General features: G+C 41.1%; 13 protein-coding genes, 1 tRNA gene and 1 rRNA gene. 14 read left to right on the top strand and 1 reads right to left on the bottom strand.

The genetic code is table 11. The features are described from left to right. Positions 1 to 6 precede the first annotated feature (6 nt). From rplX to VJH67_02905, 11 genes are all read left to right on the top strand, one after another. Positions 7 to 222 carry a 50S ribosomal protein L24 gene (gene rplX, locus VJH67_02955; protein HEY4516120.1) on the top strand — a complete coding sequence of 72 codons (216 nt, stop codon included), beginning with the start codon at positions 7 to 9 and terminating at the stop codon, positions 220 to 222. Positions 223 to 224: 2 nt separating this feature from the next. Then, on the top strand, positions 225 to 785 hold the full coding sequence (rplE, locus tag VJH67_02950) for a 50S ribosomal protein L5 (protein ID HEY4516119.1): 561 nt from the start codon (positions 225 to 227) through the stop codon (positions 783 to 785). Positions 786 to 833: 48 nt separating this feature from the next. Continuing rightward, entirely contained in the window at positions 834 to 2,192 is a 1,359-nt protein-coding gene (locus VJH67_02945) for an exopolysaccharide biosynthesis polyprenyl glycosylphosphotransferase (GenBank protein ID HEY4516118.1), read from the top strand. A 10-nt stretch (positions 2,193 to 2,202) separates the two neighbouring features. Beyond that, on the top strand, positions 2,203 to 3,474 hold the full coding sequence (gene secD / locus VJH67_02940) for a protein translocase subunit SecD (GenBank protein HEY4516117.1): 1,272 nt from the start codon (positions 2,203 to 2,205) through the stop codon (positions 3,472 to 3,474). A gap of 1 nt (position 3,475) precedes the next feature. Beyond that, positions 3,476 to 4,381, top strand: a complete 906-nt coding sequence (gene secF / locus VJH67_02935; protein HEY4516116.1) for a protein translocase subunit SecF — start codon at positions 3,476 to 3,478, stop codon at positions 4,379 to 4,381. Between the two features lie 7 nt (positions 4,382 to 4,388). Further along, a complete protein-coding gene (locus VJH67_02930) occupies positions 4,389 to 4,991 on the top strand; it encodes a YciC family protein (protein ID HEY4516115.1) in 603 nt (200 codons plus the stop codon). A 244-nt stretch (positions 4,992 to 5,235) separates the two neighbouring features. After that, positions 5,236 to 6,827 (top strand): 16S ribosomal RNA (locus tag VJH67_02925). Between the two features lie 208 nt (positions 6,828 to 7,035). Beyond that, on the top strand, positions 7,036 to 7,494 hold the full coding sequence (locus VJH67_02920) for an LAGLIDADG family homing endonuclease (protein ID HEY4516114.1): 459 nt from the start codon (positions 7,036 to 7,038) through the stop codon (positions 7,492 to 7,494). A gap of 549 nt (positions 7,495 to 8,043) precedes the next feature. Continuing rightward, positions 8,044 to 8,370, top strand: coding sequence for a hypothetical protein (locus VJH67_02915; GenBank protein ID HEY4516113.1), 327 nt, complete (start codon positions 8,044 to 8,046; stop codon positions 8,368 to 8,370). A 200-nt stretch (positions 8,371 to 8,570) separates the two neighbouring features. Further along, positions 8,571 to 8,646: transfer RNA gene (locus VJH67_02910), tRNA-Ile, on the top strand. A gap of 85 nt (positions 8,647 to 8,731) precedes the next feature. Beyond that, positions 8,732 to 8,995, top strand: a complete 264-nt coding sequence (locus VJH67_02905; GenBank protein ID HEY4516112.1) for a GIY-YIG nuclease family protein — start codon at positions 8,732 to 8,734, stop codon at positions 8,993 to 8,995. Positions 8,996 to 9,048: 53 nt separating this feature from the next. Here VJH67_02905 and VJH67_02900 read toward each other — a convergent pair whose 3' ends face one another. Beyond that, entirely contained in the window at positions 9,049 to 9,672 is a 624-nt protein-coding gene (locus tag VJH67_02900) for a hypothetical protein (protein ID HEY4516111.1), read from the bottom strand. A 188-nt stretch (positions 9,673 to 9,860) separates the two neighbouring features. On the opposite strand from VJH67_02900, the gene VJH67_02895 reads away from it, so the two are divergent. From VJH67_02895 to VJH67_02885, 3 genes are read left to right on the top strand one after another with little or no spacing between them, the layout of a single operon-like run. Next, on the top strand, positions 9,861 to 11,003 hold the full coding sequence (locus VJH67_02895; protein ID HEY4516110.1) for a putative glycoside hydrolase: 1,143 nt from the start codon (positions 9,861 to 9,863) through the stop codon (positions 11,001 to 11,003). Between the two features lie 48 nt (positions 11,004 to 11,051). Continuing rightward, complete coding sequence (locus VJH67_02890) at positions 11,052 to 12,761, top strand: type IV secretion system DNA-binding domain-containing protein (GenBank protein HEY4516109.1); 1,710 nt, start codon at positions 11,052 to 11,054, stop codon at positions 12,759 to 12,761. Positions 12,762 to 12,770: 9 nt separating this feature from the next. Then, positions 12,771 to 13,970: a glycosyltransferase gene (locus VJH67_02885; GenBank protein ID HEY4516108.1), complete on the top strand. Its 1,200-nt coding sequence runs from the start codon at positions 12,771 to 12,773 to the stop codon at positions 13,968 to 13,970. The last annotated feature ends 4 nt before the right edge of the window (positions 13,971 to 13,974 follow it).

Below are 13,974 nucleotides of genomic sequence, written 5' to 3'. Positions count from 1 at the left end.
AAAAATATGAAAATCAAAAAAGGCGACAAGGTTCAAGTTATAACGGGAAAAGATAAGGGCAAACAGGGCTCTGTGGTGAAAGCATTTCCTCAAATTGATAAAGTGATTTTGGATGGAGTAAATGTCCACAAAAAACATATCAGAGCTAAGAAGCAAGGGCAGAAGGGTCAACTTGTCGATCAGGCCTTTCCAATACATGTAAGCAATGTTAAGAAGATTTAAAGATGGAAAGAAGTAAAGATGGAAAAATTATGAAAACTCTTAAAGAAAAAACAAAAAATTCGTTCAAGGAACTCAAAGAACCACTTAAGATGGTTAATGTTATGCAAGCTCCTAGAATAGAGAAAGCGGTGATTAATGCTGGAGTAGGTTCTTTTTCCGATAAAAAGAAAATTGAATTAGCTTTTGATAGGCTTTCAAAAATCACAGGACAGCGTCCGGTTAAGAAAGGGGCCAAGCAATCAGTGGCTTCTTTCAAGGTGCGTGAGGGGGATACAGTAGGAATCCAAATCACTCTTCGAGGAGAAAGGATGTGGAGTTTCCTGGATAAACTTATAAATATAGCTCTACCTAGGACCAAAGATTTTCGTGGCTTGTCGGATGGTGGAGTCGATGAGATGGGCAACTATACTTTAGGCATAAAAGAACATGTGGTATTTCCTGAAACTGCTGATGAAGAGCTGAAAGATGTATTTGGTTTTGCAGTGACTATCGTCACCAATCTTAACTCCAAAGAAAAAACTTTAGCTTTCTTAAAATCAGTTGGTTTCCCATTTAAAAAATAGAAGGGAAGAGTAGGAGGAGAAAAAATTAGTTGGAGTTATAATATATATATGTTTCAAAATAGAAAAGAGGCTTTACTTCTTTTTTTGGGCGATATCGTCATTTTCTATTTTTCCTTGTATTTAGCCTTGGCTTTTAGGTATTTCACTTTTCCTGCTGGGGAAGCCTTTGTTCAGCATGCTTTCCCTTTTTCCATCCTTTCTGCTGTATGGATAGTAACCTTCTTCATTACTGGCTTATATGAAAAGCATACACTTCTCCTCAAAACACGTTTACCGAGCACCATTTTCAATGCTCAAATTAGTAATACTTTCCTTGCTGTTCTTTTCTTTTATTCCATACCTTATTTCAAAATTGCACCCAAAACCATCCTCTTTATACACCTCCTTATCTCCTTCGCTCTTATCCTGGCTTGGAGGCTTTATGGGGTGCGTCTTTTGAGGCCAGCTACAGTTCAGAAAGGAATCATCGTAGGTCAGGGGGAAGAAATGAGGGAGTTGATTGAGGAAGTAAATAACAATCCTCGCTACGGTTTGGAGTTCATATCATCGATTGATGTGAGCGAAATAGAGTCACTTAATTTCAAAGACGAAATAATATCTCGGGTTTATTCCGAAGGGGTGCAGATCATCGCTATTGACCTACATAATGAAAAGGTGGAACCGATACTTCCGAATCTATATAATTTAATTTTTGCTGATGTGAAGTTTATCGATATGTATAAAATTTATGAAGATATTTTTGATCGAGTGCCCCTCTCGCTTCTGAAATACAATTGGTTTTTAGAAAATGTTTCCACTTCTTCACATGTGGCTTACGATGCCCTGAAGAGGATTATGGATATAATTATAAGTATTATTGTCGGTTCTCTGAACATCGTTTTCTGTATAGTGGTTGGCCTTGCGATCAAGATCGAGGATGGAGGTAAAATTTTCTTCACCCAAGAAATGATAGGCAAAAATAATAAGGTAATAAAAATCTGGAAATTTAGAAGTATGTCGCCCGCCCGTCTCGCAAGCGAGGTGCGTAGCGAGGCGCGGAATGAAGCCCAGCATATCACCAAAGTCGGTAAATTTATCAGATCAGTTAGAATTGACGAATGGCCTCAATTTTGGAATGTTTTAAAAGGTGACATGTCAGTTATTGGTCCGAGAGCCGAGATAGTATCTCTAGTTAGAAATTACGAAAATGAAATCCCTTACTACAATGTTCGTCATCTTATAAAACCAGGCCTTTCCGGTTGGGCTCAGCTATATCATCGCGATCCGCCCAAGGTTGTTGCCGACGCTTTTAAGACTCGTCGCAAGCTTTCCTACGACCTCTATTACATCAAAAACCGTTCCCTCATGCTCGACCTCAAAATTGCACTAAAGACTCTAAAAGTGATACTATCCAGAAGTGGAGTCTAAATATAAATAAATGGCTAAATACAGATTTTGGGCAATACTCATAATTTTCGCTTCGATCGTCATGGGGCTTTGGATTTGGAATGGCGAGAAGACTGGTGAAAATAAATTTAAACTTGGGCTAGATTTGTCCGGAGGGACACAGCTTATATATCGAGCTGATACTTCTAAAGTTGCTTCCGGTGAAATCGATGATTCTATGGAAGCTCTAAGGAATGCTATTGAGAGAAGGGTGAACCTTTTTGGCGTGTCAGAGCCTCTAGTACAAGTAGAAACTAGTGGCATTGGGGGAGAGGGGCAGAATAGGCTTATTGTTGAATTGCCCGGGGTTACTAATGTGCAAGAAGCTATAGACCAAATCGGCAAAACTCCCACACTGGAGTTTATGCTCATGAAGCCTGATTTTGATCTGTCTTCGGTAGGTGATGGCGTAGTCCCTGAGGATGTTTTCATCGCTACAGGTCTCGATGGTGGTAAATTGCAGAAAGCCACCATTCAGTTTGATCCAAATTTTCCAACCCAACCGATTATTGGCTTACAATTTAATACTGAAGGTAAAAATCTTTTTGCAGAAATAACAAAAAATAATATTGGTCGCATCATGGGCATTTTCCTGGATGGGCTGTTGATTCAAGCCCCTTATATCCGTGAAGAAATACCTTCAGGCGAAGCAGTGATAACTGGTGACTTTACTGCTGAGGAAGCGAAACAGGTAGTGCGTGATTTGAACTACGGTGCATTACCTGTGCCTGTCGAACTTATAAGTACTCAGTCAATAGGAGCTACTTTGGGTCAGCAAGCCGTGGCTGACAGCTTAAAGGCCGGACTGTATTCCTTTATTATTATCGCCATTTTCCTCATAGGTTGGTATAGAGGTCCGGGACTTGTGTCTGTCGTTGCTCTCATTATCTATACCGTTATCAACCTGGCCTTGTTCAAATTGATGTCGGTTACTTTGACTGCTGCCGGTATTGCTGGCTTTATATTATCAATCGGAATGGCGGTCGATGCCAATATTCTAATATTTGAAAGAACAAAAGAGGAGTTTAAAAAAGGTAAAAATAAAGTTGATGCCTTGAGTGAAGGTTTTAAAAGAGCTTGGACATCGATTCGTGATTCGAATCTTTCGAGTATAATAACGGCTCTTATTCTTTTCTACCTAGCCTCTACGCCAGTCGTGAAAGGCTTTGCTTTAGTATTTCTCATAGGCGTCCTTGTTTCTATGTTCTCCGCTATTACAGCTTCACGCACCATATTGTTCGCCATGCAATCAGATAAAAAATAATATGAAAATCATCAAATATAGAAAAATATTTTATTGTTTCTCGGCCTTACTTTTCGCTATTTCAATTTGGGCTATTTCAGCTTATGGATTAAAGCCCGGTATTGATTTTACTGGTGGTAGTTTGCTCAACGTTTCTTACGAAGGAGCCACCCCCACTGTGGGAGAAGTGAATGATGCCCTTTCTGTACTTGACCTTGGAGGTATTTCTGTGAGGAATGCTGGTGATGACTCCTTTATCATCAGAACAAAGGAAATCGATCAGTCCAGAAAAGCTGGTGTCATGGCACTTCTTAGCATTGAAGGTAAGTATGTGCCTATCGAGAAAGAATTTAATACGGTCGGGCCAGTTCTCGGTATAGAAGCTATCAACAAATCTTACCTATCCATCATATTGGTTTTAGTGGCTATTATCTTATTTATCACTTTTGCCTTCAGGAAGGTTTCCAAACCGATCAGCTCTTGGGTTTATGGAGGAGTGGCACTAGTCGCTCTCGCTCACGATGTCATTATTCCTACAGGGATATTCGCCATTTTAGGCCACTTTCAAGGGTTCGAAGTCGATACTCTTTTCGTGACAGCCCTTCTTGTTATCCTAGGCTTTTCTATTCACGATACTATCGTAGTATTTGATCGGGTTAGGGAAAATTTGAAAATAAGTAATGATAGGGGAGGTAAGGAAGAGTTTGAAGCAATTGTAGGCAGAAGTATTTCGGAAACATTCACTCGCTCTATAAATACCTCCGTTACCACCCTTCTTGCTATTGTTGTTCTCTATTTCTTTGGACCTGAAGCTACCAAGCATTTTGCTCTTACTATGGGCATCGGTATCATCGCCGGTACCTACTCATCCATCTTTTTCGGTTCACCATTACTTGTTACTATTCAGAAGTGGAGGAATAAAGTATAATAAACTCATGTTTTCGATTTCTGAGTCTGTCAAATATGGTTGGGCAAGGATGAAAGAGAATATGCATCTTTCTGTTCTCTCCACTTTGCTTATGCTAGCAGTAGGAGCTGTTTCTGGAGGAGGGAAAGGGCTTTTCAAATCACTCTTCGGAATTTTAGCGGCGATACTTTTAATCGTGATACGCATCGGTTATAGCAAAATTTTTCTCCGTATAACTGACAATGACAAACCTAAATTCAGTGATATTTTCAGGAGCTATCCTTTATTTTGGAAATATCTAGGAATCTCTATTCTTTTTCCGGTCATAGTTTTTGTTGGCCTCTTACTTCTTATCTTGCCGGGTATTTTGTGGGCTGTAAGGTTTTCTTTTGCTCCTCTTATCCTTGTCGATACAAATATGGGCATAATTGCTTCTATGAAAGAGAGTTGGGCTATCACCGAGGGTAATTTCTGGAGTCTTCTTTTGTTTTGGATCGTAGTTGGGGTACTTAACTTCCTAGGTTTCTTAGCATTAGGGATTGGCCTACTCGTATCGGTGCCGGTTACCACGTTTTCTTCCATATTTGTATACAGGGCTCTCTCGAGAGGGAGGGCTGGAATCACTATTTGACAGGCCTATTTTTATCCTTATACTTTACCCTGCTCTCCTTCGTGGGGAGTTTTGATTGGTCTTTGACATTTTCATACTTGAAATAAGAAATATATAAGATTGAGATGTAAGTCCTAGTCTATATTTCTTTGAGTAATAAAATAAGTACACACAAACAATGATTTTTTGAGTTAGAAGATCAAACTGAAAAATTAGAAAATATGAAATGACAGGATATAGTATTCTTCGTTTTGTTCCGTCTAATTATATTTAGAGTTTGATCCTAGCTCAGGATGAACGCTGGCGGCGTGGATAAGGCATGCAAGTCAAGGGGCCGAGGTCGCAAGACCGAGGTACCGGCAGACGAGGTAGTAACACGTAGGTATCTTCCCTTAAGTTTGGTATAGCTTCTCGAAAGAGGAGGTAATCCCAAATAGTCTCGTAAGAGTAAAGTCGCAAGACGCTTAAGGAAGAGCCTGCGGAGTATCAGCTAGTTGGTAAGGTAATGGCTTACCAAGGCTATGACGCTTAGGGGAGCTGAGAGGCTGACCCCCACCGATGGAACTGAGAAACGGTCCATACACCTACGGGTGGCTGCAGCCGAGAATATTCGACAATGGGCGAAAGCCTGATCGAGCGACGCCGCGTGACTGATGAAGTCCTTCGGGACGTAAAGGTCTTTTATGAGGGAGAAATCCTTCGGGACGATAGTACCTCATGAATAAGGGGCTCCAAACTCTGTGCCAGCAGGAGCGGTAATACAGAGGCCCCAAGCGTTATCCGGAATCACTGGGCGTAAAGGGTGTGTAGGTGGCACTGTTAGTCTTTCGTTAAAGACTCCGACCTAATTGGAGAAATGCGAAAGAAACGGCAGAGCTTGAGGATGCGAGGGGTGAATGGAACTCATGGAGTAGGGGTGAAATCCGTTGATATCATGGGGAACACCAAAAGCGAAGGCAATTCACTGGCGCACTCCTGACACTGAAACACGAAAGCGTAGGTAGCGAAGCGGATTAGATACCCGCGTAGTCTACGCCCTAAACGTTCCTCTCTAGCTTTCCGGAGTATCGACCCTCTGGGAGGCGAAGCTAACGCGTTAAGAGAGGCGCCTGGGTAGTACGAGCGCAAGCTTAAAACTCAAAGGAATAGACGGGGACTTGCACAAGCGGTGGATTATGCGGTTCAATTCGACAACAAACGAAAAACCTTACCAAGGCTAGAAATTCAAGTGAAGAATACAGAAATGTAAACGTTCGCAAGAACACTTGAACAGGTGATGCATGGCCGTCGTCAGTTCGTGATTTGAGTTGTTCCCTTAAGTGGGGTAACGAACGCAACCCTCGTTGGCTGTTACAAGTGTCAGCCGAGACTGCCCAGCACAAAGTGCGTGAACGCACTTCGAGTTAAGGAGTTGAAAGTTTGTAAAGTTATAAAGTAAGAATTTTCCTTACTTTAAAAACTTTATAACTTTATGAACTTTTTACTTGAAGTGAACTTCGTTCACTTCGTGCTGGGAGGAAGCGAGGATGACGCCAGGTCAGCATGTCCCTCTGACGCCTTGGGCTACACGCATAATACAATCGCCACTACAACGGGTCGCGACGTCGCAAGACTGAGCTAATCCTAAGAAAAGTGGCGCCAGTTCGGATTGGGGGCTGAAACTCGACCCCATGAAGTTGGAATCGCTAGTAATCGCGGGTCAGCTATACCGCGGTGAATACGTTCTCAAGTCTTGTACTCAAAATTAAAGGCGCCAGGCAGTTTATAAATCCAATCAGTTAAAGTCTGATAGTTGCGAAAGCAATTTAGCGAACGGGTAGGTCCCCTACAGTAATGTGAGGACCGAAGGATCCTAGTAGCGAAAGGTAGCCCGATCAAAAAAGAGATGTGCGACTTCTGCGGTGAGTCTGAAGGAAGCACGAACAAAAATCTTCGTTGGGATGTTTGGAAAGGAGTTATAAATGACCCTGGGAGACCCAGCACTAAATTAGTGCTGGGAGTCAGCTGAGTCGTAGTACCATGCGTCAACTTAATGTTATAATTAAAACAATAATATTAAATATGTGTGGAAAGGACAAAACCGATAGTTTCAAATGAGTATATTGTAGGATTAACGGATGGAGAAGGATGTTTTTACGTAAATGTAAGAAAATCTTCTCTCTACAGAATGGGGTTTAATGTTCAATTGCATTTTCATATAAAAATGCAGGAGAAAGATAGATTCCTTCTGGAAAAAGTTAAGAATACTCTGAAATGTGGAGCTGTGTATTTTCAAAAAGAGCAGAGAGTTAACCATGCTCAATGCTATAGATACAGCATAAGTTCATATTCAGATGTTCTTAAAATATTGATCCCATTTTTCAAACAATATCCTCTTCAGAGTTTTTCTAAACAGAAAAATTTTGAATTATTTTGTAAAGTAGCCAAACTAGTTCAATCAAAAGATCATCTTACTAAAGATGGTTTAGAGAGAATCAGGAAGCTAAAAGCAAAAATGAATTTGAAAACTATCGGGCTCGCGTAGTGCAGGAAATCTGCTCGCTACGTCCAAAACTGTGAAATGATGGGAAGCAGTATGGTGAAGTATTTATATTAAATACTTCAGGGGATGTGAGAAAATCACAATCCGCCCGTCAACTCAAGGGAGTTGGGAGTACCCAAAGGCTCACGCAAGTGGGACTAAGGTAAGCTCAATGACAGGGAGTAAGTCGTAACAAGGCACGGGTAGCGGAAGCTGCTCGTGGAATATTTCAAGGTGAAAATTTCCTCTTCTCTGACTTATGTCGGAGGAAAGGAATGACAGTCGATATTGTGCAACTCGATCGAGTGCGCAATAGTTTGATCACAACTTAAAATGGTACCTGCCCGCAATGCTAAGCATAGCGTTACAGGCGGGTGGCAGCTGGAAAGACAGCAGAAAACTAAATAGTAGGACGGAACAAAACAAAGAATATTATTTCGCCAACCGGCGAGCAAAAAAGCCCTTAAAATAAGGGCTTTTTTGCTGTCTAAATTTTTACTTGCATTTAATAGTAGATTATGATATAATACAGGGCAGGAGGATTTTCTCGCTATGGGAAAATTTCTTAGAATTCTTGCTATGGTTTTTCTTGTGTTGGTTGTGGCTATGTTTGATGCCACGCCCACCGTGAGCGGCCTGGTTTCGTTAGGGACTTTGGCGGTTGTGGTTGCTTTGGTTGCTTTTGTCGCTGGGCCTACTATCAAAGCTGACTTCAGGTCAGCTAAGAAGTACGAGCTGGCTATGAAGACGCCCAGGGCGAAACCGCCAGTTTATGGAGCGTTTGAGTATGCTCCAAAGCCCCCCAATTTCGACAGAAGTATGGCTGCGGTGAGCCGGGCTCTTGCGGGCAAGAAGCCTGCCGCACGCAGTATCCGATAAGAGTGCCCATCCTTGGGGGGTTATTAGGGATGACACTCGTCCCGTGAGATGTAGGCTTACAAGCCTCTCTCACGGGATTTAACTTTTATAAAATTTTATGTTAGATTTTTTAAGCCCACCAAAAGCGGAAAATTCTTCCCAGTTGAATACAACTGGACGCTGAATTTTTCAACCAATCGCTTCGCTCTTGGGAAAAATTCGCGCGTATAGCTCAGTTGGTAGAGCATTCCACTGATACTGGAAAGGTCCTAGGTTCAAATCCTAGTGCGCGCACCATAAACCACGTAGGGTTTATGGCTTTGCCAGAAAACCGAAGTAGGTTTATGGTAGCCATGCACCTCACATGGTGCATGTGCACCACATGTACTACGTCTATATTTTACGAAGTCTAAAAGATAAAAAGTTATACATAGGCTATTCAGAGAATTTGAAAAGAAGATTTGAAGAACATGAAAAAGGAGAGGTTCCTTCTACTAAGCCACGAAGACCTCTTGATCTAATTTTTTACGAGGCTTACAAAAATATAACTGACGCTAAAAGAAGGGAAAAATATTTCAAAACAGATAAAGGAAAATCGTCTTTAAAGATGATGCTGAAGGAGTATTTTAATAAAAATATTAAATAAACAAACGCTCCGCTTCTTGTATTTCCCAGAAGGAATTTACCAAGAAGCGGAGGCTATTCTACGTTACCAATGACTGCGAGCCATTCGTCGGCTCGATGCCATCCGGCGTATGAAGAAGTCAGACCTGCTATCGGCTGCTCTGCTCCGAATGCAAGACAGAAAAAACATCTCCGAATACCGATGAAGCAACCACGTACACTGGTCACATACATCGATGGGGGAGCGTAATTACTCATGCTCTGGTTTAATCGAGGGAAATTTCCCCCGATGGCCAAAACTTCTTGGGGCGAAGCACCTTTGTGCCCGATTGATTCAAGGTGTTCGATGCCTTCACTATTTTTCCAACGTCTTCTAAATGACAGCAGGGAAATATCGCTAAAACTGGCTTCCCTGATTTCACTCTGATTCATTCGTGAATACTGGCCTTCGCACAAGAAGACGAAGGAGTTCTCTCCTGTGCCAGGAGCTCCGAGCCTCACAGCTTCCTCGAAACTAAGACTTCGGTCTACCAGCACTTCATGGAGCCGGATGACCAGAAGTCCATCTTTGGTCTTTTCTACGCGTGGTACTTGCTCCATTCGACCTATTCCTTTCTCTAGAATGTGTAATCGTTCTTTCTGTACTATAATGCCGTAGTTCTTTAAGTCAACAACTTTAAAAGCTTTACCTTTTGTCATTTAGAAATTATACTGTGTGCAATGAAAAGGTTTTACCCTATAACTGGCCTGCTTATCTTTGTTATTCCATTCCTTGGTATACCTGGAAATATGCGTCACATTGTCGTGTCTCTCTTAGGCCTCGCTATTTTAGTGCGCTCTATGTGGCCCGAAATATCGGAGAAAATTATTCAGAGGACAAAAGTTAAATGAAGAGGAAATTTTTCTCCTACATTTTTCTAGGAGCCATAATTTTAGCTTTTTTTGTTGCTGTTTTTGGTTTATCTCTCCCGGTGAAATATTCAAGTAGCGATAGTTCTACGACTCTTTCTACAGGCCAAACTGTTCCTAAGATAATTCACATTTCCACACCGGAGCCACTCAAGGCAATCTACATGACATCTTGTGTAGCCAGCCTTCGTGATTGGCGAAACAAAATAGCTGATTTGATAGATGTGACGGAACTCAATTCTGTGGTAGTCGACATCAAGGATTACACGGGCACTGTTTCTTTTGGTGATCTGGGGCCTAAAGGGGAGGGCTGTAGGGTTTCTGACATGCTTGAATTTATTCAAGATTTACACGATAGAGGAATATATGTCATCGGTAGGGTGGCAGTTTTCCAGGATCCTCTTTATGCTAAGTTGCATCCCGAACTTGCAGTCAAAAGGAAAAGTGATGGTGGGGTGTGGAAGGATAGGAAAGGACTCTCTTTTATCGATGTTGGAGCGAAAGAGTATTGGAATTATATTGTTGAAATTTCCAAAGAATCGGAAAAAATTGGTTTTGATGAAATAAATTTTGACTACATTCGTTTTCCTTCCGACGGTAACATGAACGATATTGCGTTCACTCATACTGGTAGTACTACCAAGCCTTTGATGCTTAAACAATTTTTCCAACATTTAGATAAAAGTCTGGAAGGTGTTGAGATAAAAACTTCAGTAGATTTATTTGGGATGGTGACTACAAACAGTGATGATTTGGGCATAGGTCAGGTACTTGAAAATGCTCTGCCTTATTTCGATTACATTTCTCCCATGGTCTATCCTTCACATTACCCAGCTCACTTTAATGGCTGGCCTGACCCAAACAAAGTACCTTATGAACTTATAAAGTATGTCATGCAGAGTGCTGTTACAAAAACTGAACTCCTAGCCTCCACTACTCAAAATTTTAATATAAAAAAAGAACAGCTTCGTCCATGGCTCCAGGACAATGATTATCCGATTCCTTACACTGCCGAAATGGTGCGGGCTCAAATTCAAGGCACTTACGATGCCGGTCTTACCTCTTGGATGCTGTGGGATCCGGCGAACAAATATACAGAAGCTGCGTTATTGAAAAATTAGGGTAATTAGAAATTAGAATAATTGGTCGTCAGATTGTATAATTGTATTATGCCTCCTGATGACAAAGTTACTTATTTTGCTGAGACGGATTCGCGCAACAAACGCCTGGCTTTCGGTATAAAATCGAAAGATAGACTGCGCCACTTATATACCATTGGTAAAACAGGCATGGGTAAATCGACCCTTCTCGAGAATTTGGTTATTCAAGACATTCAGAATGGGGAAGGGGTGGCTTTTATCGATCCTCACGGCAAGACGGCTGATCTTTTACTCGACTACATTCCCGAACACCGAATAAAAGATGTAATTTATTTTGCGCCGTTTGATACCGAATACCCCATATCTTTTAACGTAATGGAGGACGTGGGGCCAATGCGAAGGCACTTAGTACTTTCTGGCCTTATGAGTGCCTTTGAAAAACTTTTCGGTGAAGAAAGTTTTTCGGACCGAATGCAATATATTTTGCAAAATACCATCCTCGCTCTGCTTGAGTATCCAGGTGCTACCATGCTTGGTATCAACAGGATGCTTACCGAAAAAGTCTATCGACAGAAAGTGGTCGATAATGTTACCGATTCTTCAGTAAAAACATATTGGACCAAGGAATTTGCTTCGTATACCGAACGTTTTGCCGCGGAAGCTACTCCTGCGATCCAAAACAAAATTGGTCAATTTACCTCCAATCCCTTGATCAGGAATATCATTGGTCAACCGAAATCTTCGTTTGATATGCGTAAAATCATGGACGAAAAGAAAATCCTGATCGTCAACTTATCGAAGGGCTTGGTCGGAGAAAGTAACGCTAACTTGCTCGGTTCGATGTTGGTGACTAAAATTTATCTCTCTGCTATGTCGCGTTCCGATGTTACGGAAGCCGAGCTTGGGAAGCTTCCGAATTTTTATTTGTATGTGGATGAATTTCAATCCTTTGCTAACAAAAGTTTTGCCGACATTCTTTCCGAGGCGCGTAAATATAAACTCGCTCTTAATATAGCTCACCAATATATCGAACAAATGGCCGAGGAAGTGAGGGCTGCTGTGTTCGGTAACGTAGGCACTATGATTGCTTTCAGAGTCGGCTCTTTTGATGCCGATGTTTTGGAAAAGGAATTTGCTCCTGTGTTTATCGCTGAGGACATGGTCAATCTTGGAAAGTACCAAATGTACCTGAAGCTTATGATCGACGGAGTGCCTTCCCAACCTTTTTCTGCTTTAGGTATGGCTCCTATTCCAAAGCCGGAGATTTCGTACAGGAAAGAAGTGGTGGCAGAATCACGAGCGACGTATGCTCATCCGAAGGAAGAAGTGGAAAGAGTGATTAATGAATGGTATGCCCCAGTAAAGGAGGAAGCTAGAAACCCGAAACCCGATTTATCCGACGGTAAGGCGGGAGTCAGGAAGGAAAATGAAGGAAGAAGGCAGGAATATAGAAATGTAAAAATAGAACCAAGAATTGAAATCCCACGACCACAAATAAAGGTCGAAGCAAAAGTAGAGCCCAAAAAAGAAACAATTTCTCTTAATACATTAAATCAAGACAATAGAAGAAAAGATAAGGGGCCTACGGAGAAAAATATGAACGCTCTGAAAGAGGCCCTCTCTAAACTTCAGGTTGTTCCAAAAAATACAGCGATAAACACAGCAAATTTTGTTAAGCCGCTAGAACAGAAAAAAGAGATACCACTTCCTTCTCCACCAAAACCAAAAGTAAATGAAGTCCCAGAAGATGTTTTGAGGGGGGTGCTCAGGGGCTCATAATTTGTTAGGATGTTTCTTGTGCCAAACACTCGAAAAATACTCATATTTTCACTCGTCTATTATCCTCATTATGTAGGTGGGGCTGAGGCTGCCGTGAAAGAAATTGCTGACCGTATAAATCCTGAAGTTACCGAGTTCCATATGATTACTCTTTCTCGTTCATCTCTCGATAAAAAAGAGGAAAAATTTGGCAATGTCGTATTGCATAGGATCGGTTTTCCTATCTTTAAACAAGACGTGGTAAGTTACCATAGATTTGTTTTGTTTATAAATAAACTACTTTATCCTGTCTCGGCCTTCTTTAAGGCTAACTCCCTACATAAAAAATATTCTTTTCATGCTACTTGGTCTCTTATGGCCAATTATGCTGGCTACTCTGCTTATTTCTTTAAAATTTTTAATCCTAGAGTGTCCTTTATTCTTTCTTTGCAAGAAGGCGATTCAGAAGAGCATTTGAAATATAAATGGGCAGGGCTTATTGATTTATCATGGAGATTGACTCTAAAAAAAGCTGATTTTTTAGTAGCTATCAGTAATTACTTATTAGATAGAGCTAAGACTTTTGGCTTTAGAGGAGAAGCATATTTAATTCCAAATGGGGTAGATTTGGGAAAATTTGATATGGAAATATGGAAAGATGGAAAGATTAAAATAAGAAAAGATTGGGGATTCAAAGAAGATGATGTGGTTTTAATTACAAGCTCGAGGTTGAATGTGAAGAATGGAGTGGTGGATGTAATAAAAGCTTTGGCCAACCTTTCCGATAATATTAAGTTTATTATTTTTGGTATTGGAGAATTGGAGAATGAATTGAAAAAATTAGTGCAGAAATTAAATTTGGAATCCAGAGTTAAATTTATGGGTTTTGTCAGCCATGATGATTTGCCTGGGTATTTGAAAGCCTCCGATATTTTCATTCGTCCTTCTCTTTCAGAGGGTATGGGCAACTCATTTCTAGAGGCTATGGCGGCAAGGTTGCCAGTTATTGCTACGCCAGTAGGGGGGATCGTGGATTTTTTGAGAGATGGGGAGACTGGATACTTTTGTAAACCAGAAGATCCAGAGAGTATAGTTGTAGCAGTCAATCGCTGTGTTTCCGATCCGAATAAAAACCAAGTTATAGAGAATGCTTACAAAATGGTGGTAGAAAAATATGATTGGAATAATATCGCGGTAGATATGGGGCAGAAGATTTTTGCAAAGATATAATAAA

Source organism: Candidatus Paceibacterota bacterium, from assembly GCA_036517255.1.
Lineage (GTDB): Bacteria > Patescibacteriota > Minisyncoccia > Phycocordibacterales > WO2-35-19 > DATDXE01.
This window is presented reverse-complemented; position numbering and strand designations above follow the sequence as displayed.

Bases quoted from the DNA above. Each gene is read 5' to 3' on its own strand.
- rplX (HEY4516120.1), top strand. From the start codon at position 7: ATGAAAATCAAAAAAGGCGACAAGGTTCAAGTTATAACGGGAAAAGAT.
- rplE (HEY4516119.1), top strand. From the start codon at position 225: ATGGAAAGAAGTAAAGATGGAAAAATTATGAAAACTCTTAAAGAAAAA.
- VJH67_02945 (HEY4516118.1), top strand. From the start codon at position 834: ATGTTTCAAAATAGAAAAGAGGCTTTACTTCTTTTTTTGGGCGATATC.
- secD (HEY4516117.1), top strand. From the start codon at position 2,203: ATGGCTAAATACAGATTTTGGGCAATACTCATAATTTTCGCTTCGATC.
- secF (HEY4516116.1), top strand. From the start codon at position 3,476: ATGAAAATCATCAAATATAGAAAAATATTTTATTGTTTCTCGGCCTTA.
- VJH67_02930 (HEY4516115.1), top strand. From the start codon at position 4,389: ATGTTTTCGATTTCTGAGTCTGTCAAATATGGTTGGGCAAGGATGAAA.
- VJH67_02915 (HEY4516113.1), top strand. From the start codon at position 8,044: ATGGGAAAATTTCTTAGAATTCTTGCTATGGTTTTTCTTGTGTTGGTT.
- VJH67_02905 (HEY4516112.1), top strand. From the start codon at position 8,732: ATGTACTACGTCTATATTTTACGAAGTCTAAAAGATAAAAAGTTATAC.
- VJH67_02900 (HEY4516111.1), bottom strand. From the start codon at position 9,672: ATGACAAAAGGTAAAGCTTTTAAAGTTGTTGACTTAAAGAACTACGGC.
- VJH67_02895 (HEY4516110.1), top strand. From the start codon at position 9,861: ATGAAGAGGAAATTTTTCTCCTACATTTTTCTAGGAGCCATAATTTTA.
- VJH67_02890 (HEY4516109.1), top strand. From the start codon at position 11,052: ATGCCTCCTGATGACAAAGTTACTTATTTTGCTGAGACGGATTCGCGC.
- VJH67_02885 (HEY4516108.1), top strand. From the start codon at position 12,771: ATGTTTCTTGTGCCAAACACTCGAAAAATACTCATATTTTCACTCGTC.